The sequence below is a fragment of the Phnomibacter ginsenosidimutans genome (assembly GCF_009740285.1).
GTDB classification, from domain to species: Bacteria; Bacteroidota; Bacteroidia; order Chitinophagales; family Chitinophagaceae; genus Phnomibacter; species Phnomibacter ginsenosidimutans.
Genome location: NZ_CP046566.1, coordinates 2,594,157 through 2,614,000 on the forward strand (window position 1 = coordinate 2,594,157; position 19,844 = coordinate 2,614,000).

Consider the following 19,844-nt stretch of genomic DNA (forward strand, 5'->3'; position numbering starts at 1 on the left):
CTTCGTACTTCTTACCTCGTTCTTCTTCCTTCGTACTTTTACGCTATGCAACCATTAACCCGTGTGGTAAAACTCACCTTGATGCCAGAACACATTGAGGCGTTTCGACAAATATTTCAAGAGCACAAACAACACATTGCTGCATTTGAAGGCTGCCTCGAATTGAATGCTTACCAAGACAATCAGGAGCCGCATGTGTTTTTCACCATCAGCCGCTGGAGCCATACACAAGCCCTCGATAATTACCGGTACAGTGAATTTTTCAAATTGCTGTGGAGCCGTGTAAAGCCTATGTTTGCGGCCAAAGCCGTTGCCCATTCCATGACGGTAGTGTAATGATAGCTATGCAAAAGTTGCTCAGCATTTTCTGGATTCCCTATTGCATTTACGCCTTCGCGGTGTTTGTCGGAGGCCTGTTTCTTGTAACGCCGGGTATCATCATTGCCATGCTGCTTGGCCAACCGTTGGGCGGCAATCTCGTTATTCATCTCTCCCGTATTTGGAGTCATTTGTGGTTTGCACTTATTGGCATTTGGCACGTAAATATTTGGGAAGAACCACTCGACCGCAAACGCCATTTTGTGTTTGTAGCCAACCATATTTCTTACCTCGATATTCCGTTGATTTTTCAAGCATTGCGCCATACCAACATTCGGGTGTTGGGCAAATATGAAATGGCGAAAATTCCGGTGTTTGGTATTTTATATCGATTAGCAGTTGTATTGGTAGACCGCAGCAGCCCCGAACGCCGTGCCCGTAGTGTAGCCATGCTCAAAGAAGTGCTGGCGCACAACCGCTCCATATTTATTTTTCCAGAAGGCACGTTTAATGAAACAGGCGCACCCCTCAAATCGTTTTATGATGGCGCTTTTCGTATTGCCATCGAAACCAATACTGCCATCAAACCCATTGTGTTTCTGGATGCCAAAACGAGGATGCACTATGCGTCTATCTGGCGATTACGACCAGGTAAAAGCAGAGCCGTAATTTTAAAAGAAGTACCTACTGAAGGACTAACCATGGAAGACCTGCCCCTGCTGAAAAAACGGGTGTATGATTTGATGGAATCCACTATTATTGACTACAACAATCGGGATGCACAACAACGGTAACCATAGCAACCAGCTTTTATTTCAGCAGGAAAAACCCTCGCTGTTTGCCGATGTGATTGTGCCCATTTACTTACCCAAAATTCTTACATGGAGCATACCCGCCGAATGGAACAACAGGGTGCAACAAGGCAGCCGTGTGATAGTGCAGGTAGGCAAAAGCAAACGCTATGCGGGCATCATCAAACGCCTGCATACCGATGTACCAGGGCTGTATGAAACCAAGCCCATTCTCGAAGTATTAGACGAAGCTCCCGTAGTAATGCCCGAGCAATTGCGCCTGTGGGAATGGATTGCGCAATACTACTGCAGCACCGAAGGCGAAGTAATGATGGCGGCATTGCCGGCGCATCTCAAACTCAGCAGCGAAAGCGTTATTCAATACAACGACGGACACACAGTGGCCATTCAAGAATTGAGTGATAAAGAATACATCCTCACCGAGGCATTGGAAATAAAACAACAACTCAACCTCGGCGAAATACAATCTTTGCTCGATAGCAACAATGTATATCCCGTTGTAAAAAAACTGGTGGAAAAAGGCATTGCCACTGTGTGGGAATCCATTCAGGAAACCTACAAGGAAAAAACAGAAACCTACGTGTTACTGGCGCCTGTGTACCGCAACGAAGCGGCATTGGAAAAGCTCATCAACGAATGGCAGAAAGCACCCAAGCAATTGGATTTACTCCTCTCCTTTTTGCACTACGACCGCACCGAAGGACAAGTAACGAAAGCTGCATTGCTGAAAAAATCAGGCGTCACTTCTTCTGTGCTCGAAGGACTGGTGAGCAAAGGTGTTTTACAATTGGAAAAACGAAGTGTAGACCGGCTGCCACAAGTAGCCAAACAACTAGATGTAAACATTCAGTTTTCTGCAGCACAAAAAACAGCGCTGCAGCAACTGCAGGAAAGCATGCAACAACATGCTGTGACGTTACTACATGGCGTAACCGGCAGTGGTAAAACGCAGTTGTACATTCAGCTGATGGCGGAAGCCATACAAAGGGGTGAGCAATGTTTGTACTTGTTGCCGGAAATTGCATTGACCTCACAAATCGTTCGCAAACTGCGCCAGCACCTCGGTGGCTACGTAGGCATTTACCATTCTAAATTCAATGCCAACGAACGACTGGAATTGTGGAACAAAGTAAAGTCGGGCGAAATACAGGTAGTACTTGGTGCACGGTCGGCGTTGTTCTTGCCCTTCTGCAATCTCAAATTGATTGTGGTGGATGAAGAGCACGACAGTTCGTTCAAACAATACGACCCGCCGCCACGCTACCATGCAAGAGATGCGGCTATTTTTTATGCCTCCGTTTGCAATGCCAAAGTGTTGCTCGGCAGTGCCACACCTTCGCTGGAAAGCTATCACAATTGCCTGCAGCATAAATACGGACTCGTAATCCTCACCGAACGATACGGCGATTTGCAATTGCCCGACATCGACATCATCGACCTGAAACAGGTGCCGGAAAGTCGTAAACAAAAAGTGATTTTAACGGAGGCGATGAAAGAACGCATCAACCAAACCCTGCAGCAAAACAAGCAGGTGATTGTGTTTCAAAATCGTCGTGGTTATGCGCCCTACCAATTGTGCGGCACATGCGGTTGGATACCCAAATGCGATCAATGCGATGTGTCGCTGACTTATCACAAGAGCACACAAAAATTGCATTGCCATTATTGCGGCACTACCTATCCATTGGCGAAAACCTGTGGTGCTTGCGGCAGTCAGGATTTCCGGCAGAAAAACTTTGGTACCGAACAGCTGGAAGAATTGCTCGATCAAACTTTTGACAATGCAGTTGTGGCCCGCATGGATACTGACAGTGTGCGGGGCAAACACAGTCATGAAAACCTCATCCGGCAGTTTGAAGACCAACGCATACAAATACTGGCCGGCACACAAATGGTGGTTAAAGGCCTCGACTTTGACCACGTAGGTTTGGTGTGCATTCCCGATGCCGATGGCATCATGCGGTTTGCTGACTTCAGAGCAGCGGAGCGGGCTTTTCAACTGATAGAACAAGTGAGTGGACGTGCCGGCAGAAAAGGTGAAAAAGGAAAAGTGGTGGTACAATTGTTCGACACCGCTAACCCCATCATTCCGTTTTTACAACAGCACGACTTCCCTGCTTTTTACCAATACGAAGTAGCGCAGCGGCAATTGTTTTTTTATCCGCCATTTAGCAGACTCATTATGCTGCAATGCAAGCACAAAGACCAAACCACTTCTTGGATGGCTTGCGATGCATTGGCTGCATGGTTGCGCACCAAATACGACAAGTACATCAGCGGACCGGCCGAGCCACCCATCAACCGCATCCGCAACGAATACATTACCGAACTGCTGCTGAAGCTGCCCCGCAATGCGGCGTTTTTAGAACAAGCTAAAGCAGACATTAAAACAGCCATTGTAGAAATGCAACATCAGGAAGCCTTTAAACGGGTGAGAGTTTCGATTGATGTAGATCCGCAATAGGTATTGATGATTGGGGCAATGATGGGTTGGGCAATGATGAGATAAGAAATAATTCAAAGACATGAACATTCAAACCAACTATAACCTGCAACCACTCACCAGCTTTGGTGTACCAGCGTTGGTGAAAGGCTTTGCGACTTTTGATTCACTTGATTCCTTGCAAGAATTACTAGCAGAGGCTACAGGCTATTCTCAATCTTTGATACTCGGTGGTGGCAGCAACATGCTGTTTACAAAACCCTACGATGGTTTGGTATTGCACAATCAAATCAAAGGCATTCAATTGTTGGAGGAAGATGATGAGCACTACTATGTACAAGCCAATGCCGGAGAGAACTGGCATGCATTTGTGCAATATTGCATTGCACATAACTATGCAGGCATCGAAAATTTATCCTTGATACCCGGCAATGTAGGTGCATCGCCCATTCAAAACATTGGTGCTTATGGCGTGGAAATAAAAGACGTACTGCATGAAGTAACAGCCTGGCATTTACAAGACAAATGCCTGTTGCATTTTGCAGTTGCCGATTGCGCCTTTGGCTACAGAGAAAGTATTTTCAAATCACAATACAAGCAGCAGTTGGCCATTGTGTCGGTTACATTTCGGCTCAATAAAAAAGCGACACTACACACCAGCTATGGAGCCATTGCTGCTGAACTGGAGCAGATGGGTGTGCACAACCCCGGCATACGGGAGGTAAGTGAAGCCGTCATTCGCATTCGCCAGTCAAAACTGCCCGACCCAGTTGTGTTGGGCAATGCCGGCAGCTTCTTTAAAAATCCGGTAATTGAAAAATCGCATTACCAACAGCTGCAACAAAGTTTTGCCAACATACCCGATTATGCGGCTGGCGAAAGCCACACCAAAGTACCCGCTGGCTGGTTGATAGAACAAGCGGGCTGGAAAGGCCACCGACAAGGACAATGCGGCGTACACAGCAAGCAGGCCTTGGTATTGGTGAATTATGGCGGCGCCAGTGGTGCAGATATCTTTCAACTCTCTCAACAAATCATCGACGACATTCAGCAAAAATTCGGAATCGAACTAGAGAGAGAAGTGAATATATTTTGAGTGCAAAAAGCAAATGCCTTCACATGTGTGAAGGCATTTGCTTTTGATAATACTCTCCTAATGAATATTTTATTGAGTGATTAACGATTTCAAGTTTTTTAGATTGAACTAAACAAACTGGGTATCCCGGATTACTCCGGCTTTTCATCAAACCCTTTTTTAATGCCCCTTTCTCTAAATAGAAGCTCCAACATTTGCCATTTTGTATCATCGAAATGTTCTTCTGATAGTTTTATATCAGATGAACAATGAACCCTTCTACACCCAAAGCAAATGTCAATAAAAGAAAGTTTTGCTTGAGAATAAATCAATATTGAGTTTACTGGATTGTCACATCTTGCATACTCAATTGTGTCCGTATAAAACTTTCGATTTATAACTTCAGACAATTGCTCAATTTGTTTTTTTGAAAGAGTAGCTGACTCAAGTATAATCACCCTGTTTATATCTTCATTAATAAGATAAGGTGGGGCAGGAGGATATTCTTCGTACCATCTTTTCAATCCTTCCGAATCGTTTTCTGCAACGTCAGGAACAATTTTAGGTGCAAACTCTTTCGTTGTTATATGACTAATTAATACGACGGAGTCTGCTTTTGACAAGATTGATTCAAGTTGTTCTAAAGGTGGGAGATTCGTCTCTTGGGCACACGAAAGAAGGTTAATTGAAATCAGAAGATAATGCAGAAGTCGAAGCATCGCATTGTAGTTTCATGCTTACAAATTTTTATTTAACTCCACAATGCCGGCGGATATGCACCTGCATTCACCAATGCACTAATGCTGGCTTCTACGGTTGGCGCATCTTCAGGATAGGTAACACCAAACCACTCGGCATCGGTGCCTACAATTTGAATGGTACCCTTACCAGTGTTGATGAAATGATCGGCTACAATGGGAATGAAAAATTCTGCCTTGGGTTCCATGCCCCGTTCTTTGATGAACTGGCTGAACAAGCTTTCTGACAACGCAAACACACCGGGTGAAAAACACCAGAAATTCATGCTCACAGGAGATGCCGGATCTTCTTCAAATTCCTGCCCGTTTTCTTCAAAAAACACCTGCTCCCCTTTCCAGTAAATTTTGGTGCGTTCGTTAATGCTCACCAGTTTGCCATTGGCATCGGCCTTGCAAACACCACGGCTTACGCTACCGTTTTTGCTCAGCGTTTTTGATAAGGTATAACCAATAATGCCGTAGTTGGTATCGCTGCAAGCTGTGGTACAAAATTCATAGGCTTTGCGGAAACCATCTTCACCATAAAAGTCGTCGGCATTAATTACCACAAAGTTTTCTTTCACTTCGTCTTTGGCGCAAAGCACTGCATGTGCTGTACCCCAAGGCTTAGAACGCTCTGGCGAAACGGCAGCATCGGCATGTACAAAATCGGTGAGGTGCTGATACACATACGCCGTTTTTATTTTGCCGGCCAGCTTGGGCTCCATGATGGCTTTGAAGGTTTCTTCAAATTCTTCGCGGATAATGAATACTACTTTTTCGAACCCGGCACGGATGGCATCGAAAATCGAATAATCCATGATGGTTTCTTTATTAGGACCAAAGCCTTCAATCTGTTTCATTTTGCCGTAACGGCTGGCCATACCTGCAGCCAGAATTACGAGTGTTGGTTTTTGCATGGGGTTGATTTATTAAACTTTGCGAAGATAAGTCATCCCTATGTTGCAAAACCAATGGCCAGCGCCACCTCTCCTTTCGCCGCAGCAATTGCAGGGGCATCCGTTGGGTGTTGGTATTGAAGTGTATGCATTGCGCCTCGACACATTGCATCCACTGGTATCGGGCAACAAATGGTTGAAGTTGTATGGTTGGTTGCAGACCAATCCTTCGCTGGCAAGTAATGGCATCATCAGCAAAGGCGGTGCATGGAGCAATCATGTGCATGCCACTGCAGCATGGTGCCACTTACATCAACTGCCTTTTACCGCCATTATAAAAGCAGCAGCGCATACACGCACTGCCATGCTGGATGATGTGCAGCAATGGGGCGGCAACATCATCTATGCACACCGCAGCGAATTTTACAACGATGCACACTGGCAGGCCATTGCCGATGCACAACAACTCTTGTACATACCCATGGGTGGCGATGGACTTCCGGGTGTAAAAGGCGTACAGGACTACTTCGACAAACTCACAAACTTTACTGCAGATGCGGTGTGGTGTGCCACCGGCACAGGCACAACAGCAGCGGGCATTTTGCAATCCTCCATGCCCTTTACGCATTTTCATGCTGTAAACCCCGGCATACAAGATGCAACGGTGGATGCATTGTTGCATGCCACTGCTGCAACGCATCAAAAACAATTACAGCTTCATCATTTACCCAACGACCGGTTTGGCCGCTGCAGCGATGCAACCATTGACTGCATGCTGCAATGGCAATCCAACACAGGCCTCGCTACAGACATCATGTACACAGGCAAACTACTGCATGCCATGCAACGGCATTATGCGCAGACAGAATATAGTTCACCACAAAAAATACTGCTCATTCATACCGGTGGCTTGCAGGGCAATCGTTCACACCCGTTATTAAGCTTGCAATCTACAGGTGGGTAGCAGCGTTATATTTGCCACGCCTTAGCGCCTTGTGATAGCATGAAATGGATTAGCCGACTTGTATTGTTTACCGGATGGATGCTGGCTGCAACTGCAGCCATGGCACAGGATACTTTGCCCAAATTTTCAGTAGAAGACCGTGGCGGTGGCCGTGTGGTGGTAAGCTGGCGCAATCCTTATCCCAACCTTATACAGCTAGCGGTGCAGCGCAGTTACGACAGCACCAAAAAGTTTACCACGGTGTACTCTTCAACCAGTCCTGAGTTGCCGGTAAATGGCTACAGCGATAAAATTATTCCCGGCATCAAATACTACTACCGGGTGTTTTATGTAATGGAAGGCGGCGCTTATTTTTTCACCAAAAGCATGCGCCCCACAGCTCCCCTCATTGTACCCAGAGACAGCGCCAGCAGCAATACCAACAACGGTAAAAAAGACAGCGTGGTGGTGGTGGATAACAAACGGGATCAGCTGGATGAAGAGCTGGTAAAAAAACTGCAGAAAGGCAATAAGAAAGAAGATGAGGAAGAAGTGATTCCGCCCGACAAGCCGTTTTACATTAAGGTAAAAGATACATTGTACACCACGCTGATTACAGCGGAGTTCTTTCGTTTTCGCGACAGCATCATGAAACAAACGAAAGACACTTTGTTTCAACTGACAGACGACACGATTTTACTGGGTATTTATGTGCCGCCGTTTTTGCAACGAACCAGTGAGTTTGTTTTTACCGACCGTGATGGTTACATCGTAATTAAACTGCCGGATGCAGCTACCAAGCGCTACGACATCAAGTTTATGGAAGAAGACGAAACGCTGGTGTTGGAATTAAAAGCCTTGAAAGAACCTTTTCTTATTTTGGATAAAACGAATTTTTACCACGGTGGCTGGTACAAATTTGAGCTACTGGAAAATGGAAAAATCAAGGAACGAAACCGCATTTTCCTTGCCAGAGATTTTAGCCCATAGGTTGCAGTTCTACCTCAAACACTTCTGCAAATTTATTGAGCAATACTTGCTTGCTTTCTTCAAAATCTATTGCATGGCCCAGCTCTTTGGCAATGGAAGTAACCTGCTTGCCCACAATGCCACAGGGAATGATATTATCGAAATACGTGAGGTCGGTATTCACGTTGAGTGCCCAACCGTGCATGGTAATCCAGCGGCTACAACGTACACCCATGGCGCAAATTTTGCGTTCATGGCCAGGCTTGTCCGGATCGAGCCACACACCGGTTTCGCCGGCCGAACGTTCGCCCTTCAAACCATAATGTGCAATGGTTTTGATGATGACTTCTTCGAGGTTGCGCAGGTACCGGCCAATGTCGGTGTACATTTTTTCTAAATCGAGAATGGGATAACCTACCAGCTGCTGCGGTCCGTGAAAAGTAATATCGCCGCCACGGTTGATTTTGAAATAATCAATATCCTGCGCTGCCATCTCTGCTTCGGAAATGAGGATGTTTTCGATATGGCCGCTTTTGCCCAAGGTATACACGGGCGGATGCTCCACCAACAGCAAATGATGTTGCGTACTTCGCTCTGCTGCTGGCTGTTCAAATTCGGCCCGCTTAATGTCGGTTGCCAGTTGCATCAGCCGCTCCTGTTCGTCCCACACGGGCTTGTAGCGTTGCAGCCCCAAATCTTTCCACCAAACTATTTGTTGTGTACCCATTTACTTTGCGAAAATAAGGAACCTGCCCTCTGAAGCTGTTTAAACTCCATACACTGTCATTCCCATGGGTCTTTTTGGCTGCAACTGCGTTGGATTTTTCGCCGTAGGCTACCCGCTACGACTGCAAAATCCGCCTTGTTTCGCTCAAAAATTACCCGATGGGTATTTCCAGTAATGAAATGTAAACAGCTTCTTTGGCAAAAATTTCCTGCAACAGCAACCATGCTCGACGAAGAATTGCAACTGCCCGACGAGGGCACCGAGAGTGATGAACTCTATAAAAGATTAGTGGTAAAAGCCGACAAAGGCCAGGAGCCCTTGCGCATCGATAAGTTTTTGATGAACCGCATTGAAGGCGCTACCCGCAATAAAATTCAGCAGGCCCTGCATGCCGGATTGATTACTGTGGATGGCCAAATGGTGAAGCCCAACTTTAAAGTGAAGGCCGGCCATGAGGTGATTGTGTTTAGCGAAGACCACCCCGACAGCAACGACATCATTCCCGAACCCATGGACCTCTACATTGTGTTTGAAGATGATGATGTGTTGCTCATCAACAAGCCCGCCGGCATGGTGGTACACCCCGGCAGCGGCAACCCCAACGGTACGTTGGTGAATGGTGTGGCGCATTACCTGATGCAGCAAAACCCGGAGCTGACAGAGTTTAACCTGCCCCGCTTTGGGTTGGTACACCGCATTGACAAGAACACCAGCGGCTTACTGCTGCTGGCCAAAACCGACCGTGCTTTGCAACACCTGGCCAAGCAGTTTTTCAATCATACCATCGACCGCAAATACGTGGCGCTGGTGTGGGGCGATGTGGAAGAAGACAGCGGCACCATTGAAGCCCACGTAGGCCGCAGCCCCCGCTACCGCAAGCAGTTTGAGGCTTTTCCGGAGGGTGAATATGGCAAACATGCCATTACGCATTACAACGTACTGGAACGATTTCACTATGTAACGCTGGTGGAATGTGTGCTGGAAACCGGCCGTACCCACCAGATAAGGGTACACATGAAACACATTGGCCACACGCTTTTTGCCGACGATCACTACGGTGGCGACCGCATTTTGAAGGGTACCATTTACACCAAGTACAAGCAGTTTGTAGAAAATTGTTTTGCCCTCTGCCCCCGGCAGGCACTGCATGCCAAAACCCTGGGCTTTGTGCATCCCGTTACCAACGAACGCCTATTCTTTGAAGCACCAATCCCTACCGATATGACTGCCGTGATTGAAAAATGGCGGAAGTATTTTCAGACGAAAGGAAAAGTTGAAGATTAGTTGGTGGTTTGTAGTTTGTGGTTTATTGCTAATAGGATAACAGTCAACTCATTTAATAAAAAACCGGCACAATGTTTTGAAAACGTTGTGCCGGTTGACTTTTACGGAGATTGGGCTTACGACTTCGGATAAGTCATGCGATAATCCATCCGCACTTTGCCGTTGGAAATATCGAGCAGTTTGCCCTTGAGCAACTTACGTTTCAGCGGCGACAGGTAATCAATGAACAGTTTGCCTTCAATGTGATCATATTCGTGTTGGATAACCCTGGCGGTAATACCACCGAAGGTTTTGCGCTGGGGTTCAAATTTTTCGTTCACATATTCAATCGTCACCGTTTCAGGGCGCATCACATCTTCCCGCACTTTCGGAATGCTGAGGCAACCTTCGTTGTACGGCCATTCATCGCCGGCAAACTCTACAATGTGTGCATTGATAAAAGTTTCTTTGATGCCCTCGTCACCTTCATACTCCTGACGTTCTTCTTCGTCCAGATTTTCGATGATTTGCTCACTATCGACGGTAAAAATGCGAATGCTGCGGTTGATTTGCGGAGCGGCCAAACCCACGCCATTGCTGGCATACATGGTTTCCCACATATCGGCGATGAGTTGAGTAAGATTGGGATAATCCGGCGTGATATCTACTGCTACCCGGCGCAAAATGGGCGATCCGTACGCTACAATTGGAAGAATCATAATGGTTAAATGGTCAGTTCGATGAAGGAAAGCCCTTCTACTTTTTTCTTTTTGATGGAATGCTTAAATGCTGCTACACAAGTCAATTCAACTTTCACAGTAACATTTCAATCTCCATCATTTGTTTGAATTGGCGCCAAAATTAGCCTTTTTGCTGCAAGTATTCCTGCAGCATGAGGGTGGCGGCCATTTCATCAATGCGGCCTTTTTCGCGACGGTCCTTTTTTTCACCCCGGTGTCAATGAGGGCTTGCACCGCCATTTTGCTGGTGTAGCGTTCGTCCACCGTTTCAATGGGGATGGTCGGATGGTCTTTTTTAAAGAGGCGGATAAAGTCTTTCACGGGCTTGGTACCATCGGTGGCTTCGCCATCCAGCGACAACGGCAAGCCGATGATCACCCGCTCCACCGCTTCAGTAGCAAAATAGTTTTTGAGCCATGGCCGCAGCCCATGCGAATCGACGGTGGTTAGGCCGCTGGCAATAATCTGCAACGGATCTGTAACGGCTACACCGGTGCGTTTTTTACCATAATCGAGGGCCATGATTCGAGCCATAAACACGAATTAAACAAATTGGACTGATTACACGAAAGGAATCAACCCGAATGATGCGAATATTACGAATTACACGAATTATTTTAGGGTACGCAACAACACTTACACTTTAAAAGCCTTACACCACACATGACTGAATTATTGTACAAAGATGAATCCTATCTAATCATTGGCAAATGCATGGAAATTCACCGGCTACTTGGTTTTGGTTTTAAAGAAGCCGTGTACAAAGATGCGTTGGAATTAGAGTTACAGGCAGAAGGCATTCCATTTCAAAGAGAAAAACGTTTTGAGGTAGTGTATAAAAATGTGGTGTTGCGTCATCACTACGTAGCCGATTTTGTAGTGTTTGATCGCATTATTCTGGAGATAAAAGCCACTGCAGCAGTGCATGAAGCATTTACTTTTCAAACTGTCAATTATCTGAAAGCAAGTGGGCTTCGACTTGGTATGATTATCAATTTCGGTGAAAAGTCATTGCGATATCACCGGGTAATCCTTTGAACACTAATTCAGCTAATATTCACGAATGACACGGATTGAATACAAGAAATAATAAATCACAATTATACCTACACACTAATTCGTGCAATCCTGTGAACACTAATTGGGCTAATTGCCACAGATGACACGAATTGAATACAGTAGATCAATTAATCACCATTAAACTTATATCCAATAAAGAAATTCGTGTAATTCGTAATCATTCGTTCCAATCCGTGTTTAAAGCAATAAATCCGCTATCACAAACACCGCAAACACCACGCTGGCAATACCATTGGCGGTCATGAAGGCGATGTTGACGCGGCTGAGGTCGCAGGGCTTCACGATGCTGTGCTGGTAAATGAGCATGCCGCAAAAGCCTGCTGTGCCCACCCAATACAACCAACCAAATGAACCGTAAAAACCGGCCGCAATTACACAGGCAGCACTCAACAGGTGCAGCAGTTCACTTACCCGCAACGCCTTGGCAGTACCCAAAGCAGCAGGTATGCTGTGCAGCCCCTGGCTGCGGTCGAAGGCTTCATCCTGCAAAGCAAAAATGATGTCGAAACCGCTTACCCAAAACAACACGGTAAACGAAAACAACACGGGCAACACGGCAAAAACACCCGTTACCGCCAGATAAGCACCAATGGGTGCCAAACTCAACCCAAGCCCCAACACGAGGTGACATAAAGCTGTAAACCGTTTGGTATAGCTGTAAAACAAAATGACAAACAAGGCCACCGGACTCAGGTAAAAACAAATGGGATTGATGAAGTAAGTAGCGGTGATAAATAACAGACAATTGAGAATGGTAAAACGCAGGGCACTGCTGGCGCCAATGATTCCTGCCGGAATTTCTCGAATAGCGGTACGTGGGTTTTGCGCATCAAAATTCCGATCGAGATAGCGGTTGAAGGCCATGGCCGCACTGCGGGCTTGTTACCATGCAGATGATGACGAGCATGAATTTGAAAAAATGATTTCCCCAAAAGTCGAAATTGGTTGCATCATTGCCCCTGCCAATAGTATTATTTATATTCCAAGTAAAATACTTTGGTTGCAAAACAGCCAGAAAAAAACCAATCAACGCAAAGGGCATTGCGAAGATGGTATGCGAAAACTTTACTAACGAAAGGTAATTTTTGATGGTCGTCATAGTGTAAACAGGCTTTGCAGCGCAGGCCTGCAAGTTGCATTTTTTACCACAATTGCGGGCTGTTGCTGCTCATTTGTTGAAAACGAAATGGGGAAGAAAGCATGGCTCCTTCCCCATTTGAACTTGTTGATTGATGCAGGTTATTTACCCAAGGGTGCCAACAGCTGCAACTGCAGTTGCTTCACGGCATCTTCATATTGTTTCCATTCTTTGCTTTCAAATGCTTGTACGGCAGTGTTGAAAGCCTGGGCATCGGCACTCACTTTTTTCATGGCCCAACCAAAAGTGGCTGGCGGTGCAGCGGCTGGCGGGTTTGGTGTACCAAATGCCGGATCGAGGTAGAAAGCCACGGAAGCCAGCTTGTTCATGAGCTGTTCGGGGTCTTCGTAAATACCCTGCACTTCTTCGCCAGGCATTACTTTGCGCATGAGTTCATCTATCTTTTTGCTGGCCGCAGTTTTGGCATCGCTATAGCGGTGCTTGGCTGCCGTATCGGCTACTTGAGCTTCTACCAGTTTATCCGCCAGCTGCATGCGTTCTTTTGCATCGCGGAGTTTATCCATGCTTTGGGTAATGCCATTTACCATTGCTGCAAATTCGGTATATCCTTGCTGCCATTGCATTACAGCAGCCGCATTTACCTGCTTGCGAGGATCATTGAGCACCGTAATGCTGGTAGAATCTGCCTGCTTTCCATACATGATTTTTACACTATAGGTACCCGCAGTTACATAAGCACCAGCAGGTGGCTGCACTTCTTGCTTGGGCTTGGGCTGCACCGGCATTCTGAACCCATCCTGATTCAATTCCCACACAAAACGGTTGATGCCTTTTTGCGCCATCAGGCTCAGGTGGCGAACCACTTTTCCCTGCGCATTGCGGATTTCTACTTTTACCGAATCGGCTTCTGGTGCAGGACTACTGCTGTCTTTGCTGTTGAGTTTGGCCAACGAAAAACTGATGCTGGCGCCCCATAGTCGGTTGTCGCCTTTGTACATGGCATTGCCGCTAAAATGAGAACCTGCCCCTTCCCGCATGTTGGCGAGATAAGCATCCGGAGCAGGGTACACTTTCAATGGTTGTTGCACAGAAGCAGCCGCACCTTTTGCCGCTATTTCTCTAAGCGGACGAATATCATCGAGCACCCACAGTGCCCGGCCAAAAGTGCCAATGATTAAATCATGTTCACGGGGATGAATGGCCAAATCGTAAGTGCTGACCGTAGGATAACCATTCGTCCAGCGGCTCCAGTTTTTACCTTCATCTACACTCACATACAAACCAAACTCGGTACCTGCAAACATGAGTTTTGGTTCTACCGGATCTTGCACAAAGCTGAGTGCGTAACCCATTACTTTTTTATCATCTACCAAACGTTCCCATGTTTTACCAAAATCTTTGGTACGGAAAATCCATGGCGTCCAATCGTTTCGGCGGTAGTTGTTGATTACTACAAATGCTTCGCCTTCATTGAAGCGGCTGGCATGCACTTGAGGCACCCAACTGCCAGCAGGCACAGCGGGAATATTTTTACTAACGTTTGTCCATGTAGCACCGCCATCACGGGTTACTTGTATGTTTCCGTCGTCGGTTCCTACCCATATCACACCTTGCTTTTTGGCGCTGGCACTGATGGCAATAATGGTGCAGTGGTTTTCGGCACCCGTTACATCATAGGTAAGGCCACCACTCAAGTGGGCTTTAATTTTTGCAGTGTCGTTCGTGGTTAAATCGGGCGAAATAATCGACCATGTTTTGCCGCCATCGTTGCTCTTGTGCAAAAACTGACTGCCGTAATAAATGGTGCTTGGATCAATGGGGTCTTGCCCGATGCCGGCATTCCAATTGAAGCGTAAAAAAGTGCCATCGGGATGATAGGGTTTGCAGGGCTCAGAAGCGCCACTCTGAAAATCGACACGCAACAAATTGCCGCCCTGCCACATGGCATAACCATAGCGTTGGTTAGGTTCTACTACTACATCAAAGCCATCGCCAAAAGCAATTTCATCCCAATATTGATTGCGAATGCCGCCGGTGCGCCAGGTGTAGGCAGGTCCACGCCAGGTGCCGTTGTCTTGCATACCTCCATATACGTTATACGGAATTTGCATATCGTAATTGATGTGGTAAAACTGTCCTACAGGAAGCGTTTCGCTAAAGGCCCAGGTTTTGCCTTTATCACGAGTGATGGCCAAACCTCCATCGTTGCCATCAATCATAAAATTGGGATCTGTGGGATGAATCCAATAGGTGTGGTGGTCACCGTGAATATTGTCCCAGCCGAGCAAGGTGTTGAAGCTTTTGCCACCATCTTCACTCACCGTTACATTGCTGAAAATATTGTAGAGCCTGTTTTCATTGGTTGGGTCTACAAACAAATCGCTGTAATAAAATGGCCGGTCGCCAATGTTTTGATTGGTGGTCATTTTCCAGCTAAAGCCACCATCATCGCTGCGGTACAGCGCATTCTTTTTCGACTCGATGAGTGCATACACCACGTTGGGATTATTGCGGGCCCAAGCCAAACCCATTTTACCCAGCTCTCCTGCGGGCAAGCCTTCTTTCTCGGTGAGTTTGCGCCAGGTATCACCACCATCCAGTGTGAGATACATGCCAGAACCAGCGCCACCACTTTTGAAAAACCAAGGCCAGCGGCGGTATTCCCACATGCTCACCAGCATTTTGTTGGGGTTGCTGGGGTCAACAATAAAATCGGCGGCACCGGTGCGGTCATTTACATACAAAATACGCTCCCATGTTTTGCCGCCGTCTTTGGTGCGGTACACACCACGGTCATTGGTTTCGCCCCAGGCAGTACCCAATGCACTTACATACACTACATCGGGGTTGTGTTTGTGAATGATGACCCGATGAATGGTTCTTGTTTTTTCGAGGCCCATGTTTTTCCAGGTACGACCGCCGTCAATGCTTTTAAACACCCCGCCGCCCATGGTTTGGCTGTTGCGTGGATTGCCCTCGCCGGTACCAATCCAAATCACCTGCGGATTGCGTTGATCCACGGCCACTGCGCCAATAGAAGCAACGTTGAGACTGTCGGTCAATGGCGTCCATTGTGTGCCGCCACCTTCGCTGCGCCACAGACCTCCGCTGGCAGTGCCTACATAAATCATGTCGGGGTTTTGCAAATTCACATCCAACGCTGTTACACGGCCGCTCATACCGGCAGGGCCAATGTTGCGAGGCTTGATGTTTTTGAACAAACTCATGTCCAATGGTTGTGCTGTGGCTGCAACCGAAGCCAGTATGCACAACATGCTCAGCATGCGGGAAAACATATCTGTAAAAATTTAGAAGCGACAATTTACGGGTAAACCGTTTGCCTTACTTCAAATTATTGCTGCGCCATGGCAAACAATTCGTAGAGCACAATGCCGGCTGCCACGCTGATGTTGAGCGAATGTTTGGTGCCTGCCTGTGGTATTTCAATGGCGCCGTGGCAGGCATCTATCACGGCCTGGTCTACTCCTTCCACTTCATTGCCCAGCACCACTGCCAGTGGTTGCTTGCCCTCCCACTCCACCGCCGACAATAGTTTGGACTGACTGGTTTGCTCCACCGCCAGCACTTGATAGCCACGGGTTTTCAACGCTTCCACAGCGGTTACAGTATCCGCAGCATATTCCCATGCAACAGTCTCCGTTGCTCCCAAGGCCGTTTTGTGGATGTCGCGGTGAGGCGGCTGCGGCGTGTACCCGCAGAGGATGATCTGTTCTATCAAAAAGCATCGGCAGTACGAAAAACGCTGCCCACATTGTGCATGCTCCGCACATTATCCAGCACCACCACCAGCGGTAGTTTCGGCACTTCTTTAAACTCATCGGCCGACAAACGACCGAGTTCATCCATGGAGAGTTTTTTCATACACACGAATGGTTATAACAGGAATTAAATGAGATTGTCACGGATACCACGAATGATAATTATTGGCGACTTATAGCCATTGCATTATGCATCACTTTTCATACACCTGATAACCGAATGGTGGCAATACAATCTTTCTATCTTTTGGCAACAATTGTTGCGTAAAAATTTCTTTTATGCCTTCAGCAATGCGTTCGTCATTCATGTAAAACGATTGTGTTTCGTTGGTAAAATTGAGCAGCACCAATACTTGCTGGTTGTTGTGCTGTCGCAAAAAACAAAACACTCTTTCGTTGCTTACCGGCAATCGAAAAGTAGCACCCGAACCATTGGGCCCACCGGCTGCTTTGTTGCGTTTGCGCAGTTGTAGCAGCGCAGTATAAAAGGGTTCAAACTGCAGTTCGTTGGTCCAGGCAATTTCATCCTTATCAAAAAAAGACAAGCGTTTGGTATTCGGCAATTCCTGTCCGGAATATATCAGCGGAATGCCTGACCACATCGCACCAAGCACAAACAATGGTAAGGCGGCTGCACCATACTTTTCCCACTCGGTTCCGTTCCAGCTATTTTCATCGTGGTTGCTGGTGAAAAACATTTTGAAGGATGGCTTGGGATAACGGTCTTCGTATTTACTCAGCACCGCATCGAGCACAGTGTTGGTTTGTGTGGATGTAAAAAACTTTTCTGTGGTATGCATCCACTCCCAGGCATACGTAGCATCGAATGCCGCATGATAGGCTTCGTCTTCTGTTTCGGCCAGCCAAAACAATGGCTTGACTGCATCGCACTGGCGGCGGGCTTCAAACCAAAAATCGAGTGGCACCAAATGTGCCATATCGCATCGAAAGCCGTCGATGTCACAAGTTTTCACCCAAAACTGCATGCTCTCGATCATTTCGCGGCGCATGTCGTTGTTGCCATAGTCGAGATCGGCCACATCTTCCCAGCCATTCCGTTCCTGAAAATTGCCACTCGGGCTGAGGTCGTAGTAATCTCTTTTGCGGCCTTCCATCCATTCATGTCCATAGCCGGTATGGTTGGCCACCCAATCGATAATCACTTTCATGCCTAATGCATGTGCCTGATGGACCAATGTTTTGAAATCATCAATGGTACCAAACTCGGGGTTAGTTTGCACATAACTGCTGCATGCGTAGTAACTGCCCAATGTGCCCAACCGCTTGGGTACACCAATGGGTGTAATGGGCATGAACCAAAGTGTTTCTACTCCCATAGCAGCTAGCCTTGGCAGGTGTTGGCCAAAAGCAGCAAAGGTTCCTTCGGCAGTGTATTGCCGCACATTTACTTCGTAAATATTGGTATGATAACACCATGGAACAGGTGAAAATTCTCTTGTCTGCATCATGCTTCAAAGAAACGATAATATGGGACGCGGATTTTACGGATGCAACTGATTGCCGCAGATAATGCCACAAAAACAATAATGAGCTACAAATTCACAGATGAATGGGTCTTGGTTTTACCAACAACTGTCAACCACCAACTAACATCTACCATCTAACATCTATTTTTGCAGGGCTTATGCTGAAAGGTCCGCTACTCAACAAGTATCCGCAACTCCGTACATTTCTGGTCGCCCGTTTTGCGTTCATTTTTGCCATGCAAATGGTTAACACGGGCATTGCATGGTACCTGTACGAACTTACCCGAGATGTATTGTCGCAGGGTTTGCTGGGCCTGAGCGAAGTGGTGCCTGCCATCAGTCTGGCTTTGTATGCAGGGCATGTCATCGACATCAGCGACAAACGCAACATGCTGCTGCGGGGCATGCTGCTCTACCTCACTGCCAGCATTGGATTGGGTATTGTGTCGAGCCAATGGGTATCATCGTCGCTGGGTGTACAGGCTACCGCTGTTTGTATTTATGTACTCGTATTTTTCACGGGTGTGTTTCGTGCTTTTACCGGACCAACTTTTCACAGCATTGTAGCACAACCGATCAATGATAAATCGGATTTGCCCAAAGCCGTTACGCTGAGCAGCACAGCCTGGACCATGGCTGCCGTAGGCGGACCAGTGATAGCAGGATTACTGATTGCACAAATCAGCCTTACGTTCATGTTTGCCATTTCTGTTTCGTTACTCCTACTGGCTGCTGCATTGGTAAGTAAACTGCCAAACCTGCCGGCACAGCACAGCAATATGCAACAACGAACCTGGGAAAGTGTGCAAGACGGCCTGCGTTATGTTTGGAAAACCAAGGAAGTATTGAGTGCATTGAGTGTAGACATGTTTGCGGTGCTCTTTGGTGGTGCCGTGGCCATGCTGCCCGTATTTGCCAAAGACATTTTGCATGTAGATGCCACTGGCATGGGCTTGCTGAAAGCCGCACAGGGCATGGGTACCGTGATGGTGTTGTTTGTAATGGCCCGCATGCCGCTCACCAAAAATCAGGGCCGCATTATGCTGATGTGTGTGGCAGGTTTTGGTCTCAGCATGATTGCTTTTGCCCTCAGCCGCAACTACTGGTTGTCGTTTTTCATATTGCTGATCAGTGGTGTATTCGATGGCATCAGCGTTGTTATTCGAAGTACTATTTTGCAGCTGTATGTACCCGATGATATGCGGGGCAGAGTGAGCTCTGTCAACAGTATGTTCATCAACAGCAGCAACGAGTTGGGCCAATTTGAAAGCGGCATTGCAGCCCGATTGATGGGCACTGTTACCTCCGTTATTTTCGGCGGTTGTATGACACTGCTGGTAGTGGGCGTAAGCTGGGTAAAAGCCCCAAAGCTGCGAAAGCTGAAATACTAAAATGGATTGCTGATGTACGATTTCTGATTTGAATAGAAGTAATCCTCCTTGCCAACACTCCAACCTGTAAACTTTACCATTT

18 protein-coding genes and 1 pseudogene are annotated in these 19,844 nt (G+C 47.0%); 9 read left to right on the forward strand and 10 right to left on the reverse strand.

What is annotated here, in order from left to right:
- Nucleotides 1–45 precede the first annotated feature (45 nt).
- The 4 genes from GLV81_RS11290 (at nucleotide 46) to murB (ending at nucleotide 4,669) form a co-directional block, all read left to right on the forward strand.
- On the forward strand, nucleotides 46–336 hold the full coding sequence (locus tag GLV81_RS11290; RefSeq protein WP_157478957.1) for a putative quinol monooxygenase: 291 nt from the start codon (nucleotides 46–48) through the stop codon (nucleotides 334–336).
- Nucleotides 337–344: 8 nt separating this feature from the next.
- Nucleotides 345–1,112 carry a lysophospholipid acyltransferase family protein gene (locus GLV81_RS11295; RefSeq protein ID WP_246185950.1) on the forward strand — a complete coding sequence of 256 codons (768 nt, stop codon included), beginning with the start codon at nucleotides 345–347 and terminating at the stop codon, nucleotides 1,110–1,112.
- Nucleotides 1,096–3,594 carry a replication restart helicase PriA gene (priA, locus tag GLV81_RS11300; RefSeq protein ID WP_157478958.1) on the forward strand — a complete coding sequence of 833 codons (2,499 nt, stop codon included), beginning with the start codon at nucleotides 1,096–1,098 and terminating at the stop codon, nucleotides 3,592–3,594. Before GLV81_RS11295 ends, priA begins: the two co-directional genes overlap by 17 nt.
- Before the next feature lie 61 nt (nucleotides 3,595–3,655).
- Nucleotides 3,656–4,669 carry a UDP-N-acetylmuramate dehydrogenase gene (gene murB, locus GLV81_RS11305; RefSeq protein ID WP_157478959.1) on the forward strand — a complete coding sequence of 338 codons (1,014 nt, stop codon included), beginning with the start codon at nucleotides 3,656–3,658 and terminating at the stop codon, nucleotides 4,667–4,669.
- Nucleotides 4,670–4,800: 131 nt separating this feature from the next.
- Here murB and GLV81_RS11310 read toward each other — a convergent pair whose 3' ends face one another.
- A complete protein-coding gene (locus GLV81_RS11310; RefSeq protein ID WP_157478960.1) occupies nucleotides 4,801–5,271 on the reverse strand; it encodes a hypothetical protein in 471 nt (156 codons plus the stop codon).
- A gap of 128 nt (nucleotides 5,272–5,399) precedes the next feature.
- Nucleotides 5,400–6,305 carry a sugar phosphate nucleotidyltransferase gene (locus tag GLV81_RS11315; protein ID WP_157478961.1) on the reverse strand — a complete coding sequence of 302 codons (906 nt, stop codon included), beginning with the start codon at nucleotides 6,303–6,305 and terminating at the stop codon, nucleotides 5,400–5,402.
- Nucleotides 6,306–6,345: 40 nt separating this feature from the next.
- On the opposite strand from GLV81_RS11315, the gene GLV81_RS11320 reads away from it, so the two are divergent.
- Both GLV81_RS11320 and GLV81_RS11325 read left to right on the forward strand, forming a co-directional pair.
- On the forward strand, nucleotides 6,346–7,248 hold the full coding sequence (locus GLV81_RS11320) for a pyridoxal-phosphate dependent enzyme (protein ID WP_157478962.1): 903 nt from the start codon (nucleotides 6,346–6,348) through the stop codon (nucleotides 7,246–7,248).
- Between the two features lie 39 nt (nucleotides 7,249–7,287).
- Entirely contained in the window at nucleotides 7,288–8,217 is a 930-nt protein-coding gene (locus tag GLV81_RS11325) for a hypothetical protein (RefSeq protein WP_157478963.1), read from the forward strand.
- Here the strand turns inward: GLV81_RS11325 and lipB are convergent.
- Nucleotides 8,207–8,923, reverse strand: coding sequence for a lipoyl(octanoyl) transferase LipB (gene lipB, locus GLV81_RS11330; protein WP_157478964.1), 717 nt, complete (start codon nucleotides 8,921–8,923; stop codon nucleotides 8,207–8,209). The two genes, GLV81_RS11325 and lipB, sit on opposite strands and share 11 nt — an antisense overlap.
- Nucleotides 8,924–9,145: 222 nt before the next feature.
- Between lipB and GLV81_RS11335 the strand changes: the two genes are divergently transcribed.
- Nucleotides 9,146–10,207, forward strand: coding sequence for an RluA family pseudouridine synthase (locus GLV81_RS11335; protein ID WP_157478965.1), 1,062 nt, complete (start codon nucleotides 9,146–9,148; stop codon nucleotides 10,205–10,207).
- A gap of 116 nt (nucleotides 10,208–10,323) precedes the next feature.
- Here GLV81_RS11335 and def read toward each other — a convergent pair whose 3' ends face one another.
- On the reverse strand, nucleotides 10,324–10,905 hold the full coding sequence (gene def, locus GLV81_RS11340) for a peptide deformylase (RefSeq protein ID WP_157478966.1): 582 nt from the start codon (nucleotides 10,903–10,905) through the stop codon (nucleotides 10,324–10,326).
- Between the two features lie 117 nt (nucleotides 10,906–11,022).
- Nucleotides 11,023–11,460: a Holliday junction resolvase RuvX gene (gene ruvX, locus GLV81_RS11345; protein WP_246185951.1), complete on the reverse strand. Its 438-nt coding sequence runs from the start codon at nucleotides 11,458–11,460 to the stop codon at nucleotides 11,023–11,025.
- Between the two features lie 129 nt (nucleotides 11,461–11,589).
- Between ruvX and GLV81_RS11350 the strand changes: the two genes are divergently transcribed.
- Nucleotides 11,590–11,964 (forward strand): GxxExxY protein, encoded by a 375-nt coding sequence (locus tag GLV81_RS11350; RefSeq protein WP_157478967.1) that lies wholly within the window; start codon nucleotides 11,590–11,592, stop codon nucleotides 11,962–11,964.
- Between the two features lie 219 nt (nucleotides 11,965–12,183).
- Here the strand turns inward: GLV81_RS11350 and GLV81_RS11355 are convergent.
- The 5 genes and pseudogenes from GLV81_RS11355 to GLV81_RS11375 form a co-directional block, all read right to left on the reverse strand.
- Nucleotides 12,184–13,105 (reverse strand): annotated as a pseudogene (locus GLV81_RS11355) (UbiA-like polyprenyltransferase).
- 140 nt (nucleotides 13,106–13,245) lie between these two features.
- Nucleotides 13,246–16,401: a VPS10 domain-containing protein gene (locus GLV81_RS11365; protein WP_157478969.1), complete on the reverse strand. Its 3,156-nt coding sequence runs from the start codon at nucleotides 16,399–16,401 to the stop codon at nucleotides 13,246–13,248.
- A 56-nt stretch (nucleotides 16,402–16,457) separates the two neighbouring features.
- Nucleotides 16,458–16,844, reverse strand: a complete 387-nt coding sequence (locus GLV81_RS11370; protein ID WP_281350680.1) for a TrmH family RNA methyltransferase — start codon at nucleotides 16,842–16,844, stop codon at nucleotides 16,458–16,460.
- A complete protein-coding gene (locus GLV81_RS21275; protein ID WP_281350681.1) occupies nucleotides 16,841–16,987 on the reverse strand; it encodes a hypothetical protein in 147 nt (48 codons plus the stop codon). The genes GLV81_RS11370 and GLV81_RS21275 overlap by 4 nt, the downstream gene beginning before the upstream one ends.
- A gap of 91 nt (nucleotides 16,988–17,078) precedes the next feature.
- Nucleotides 17,079–18,353 carry an alpha-amylase family glycosyl hydrolase gene (locus GLV81_RS11375; protein WP_157478970.1) on the reverse strand — a complete coding sequence of 425 codons (1,275 nt, stop codon included), beginning with the start codon at nucleotides 18,351–18,353 and terminating at the stop codon, nucleotides 17,079–17,081.
- A gap of 176 nt (nucleotides 18,354–18,529) precedes the next feature.
- Here GLV81_RS11375 and GLV81_RS11380 point away from each other — a divergent pair, with 176 nt between their 5' ends.
- Nucleotides 18,530–19,762: an MFS transporter gene (locus tag GLV81_RS11380; RefSeq protein ID WP_157478971.1), complete on the forward strand. Its 1,233-nt coding sequence runs from the start codon at nucleotides 18,530–18,532 to the stop codon at nucleotides 19,760–19,762.
- The last annotated feature ends 82 nt before the right edge of the window (nucleotides 19,763–19,844 follow it).

Bases quoted from the DNA above. Each gene is read 5' to 3' on its own strand.
- GLV81_RS11290 (WP_157478957.1), top strand. From the start codon at position 46: ATGCAACCATTAACCCGTGTGGTAAAACTCACCTTGATGCCAGAACAC.
- GLV81_RS11295 (WP_246185950.1), top strand. From the start codon at position 345: ATGCAAAAGTTGCTCAGCATTTTCTGGATTCCCTATTGCATTTACGCC.
- priA (WP_157478958.1), top strand. From the start codon at position 1,096: ATGCACAACAACGGTAACCATAGCAACCAGCTTTTATTTCAGCAGGAA.
- murB (WP_157478959.1), top strand. From the start codon at position 3,656: ATGAACATTCAAACCAACTATAACCTGCAACCACTCACCAGCTTTGGT.
- GLV81_RS11315 (WP_157478961.1), bottom strand. From the start codon at position 6,305: ATGCAAAAACCAACACTCGTAATTCTGGCTGCAGGTATGGCCAGCCGT.
- GLV81_RS11320 (WP_157478962.1), top strand. From the start codon at position 6,346: ATGTTGCAAAACCAATGGCCAGCGCCACCTCTCCTTTCGCCGCAGCAA.
- GLV81_RS11325 (WP_157478963.1), top strand. From the start codon at position 7,288: ATGAAATGGATTAGCCGACTTGTATTGTTTACCGGATGGATGCTGGCT.
- lipB (WP_157478964.1), bottom strand. From the start codon at position 8,923: ATGGGTACACAACAAATAGTTTGGTGGAAAGATTTGGGGCTGCAACGC.
- GLV81_RS11335 (WP_157478965.1), top strand. From the start codon at position 9,146: ATGCTCGACGAAGAATTGCAACTGCCCGACGAGGGCACCGAGAGTGAT.
- def (WP_157478966.1), bottom strand. From the start codon at position 10,905: ATGATTCTTCCAATTGTAGCGTACGGATCGCCCATTTTGCGCCGGGTA.
- ruvX (WP_246185951.1), bottom strand. From the start codon at position 11,460: ATGGCTCGAATCATGGCCCTCGATTATGGTAAAAAACGCACCGGTGTA.
- GLV81_RS11350 (WP_157478967.1), top strand. From the start codon at position 11,590: ATGACTGAATTATTGTACAAAGATGAATCCTATCTAATCATTGGCAAA.
- GLV81_RS11365 (WP_157478969.1), bottom strand. From the start codon at position 16,401: ATGTTTTCCCGCATGCTGAGCATGTTGTGCATACTGGCTTCGGTTGCA.
- GLV81_RS21275 (WP_281350681.1), bottom strand. From the start codon at position 16,987: ATGAAAAAACTCTCCATGGATGAACTCGGTCGTTTGTCGGCCGATGAG.
- GLV81_RS11375 (WP_157478970.1), bottom strand. From the start codon at position 18,353: ATGATGCAGACAAGAGAATTTTCACCTGTTCCATGGTGTTATCATACC.
- GLV81_RS11380 (WP_157478971.1), top strand. From the start codon at position 18,530: ATGCTGAAAGGTCCGCTACTCAACAAGTATCCGCAACTCCGTACATTT.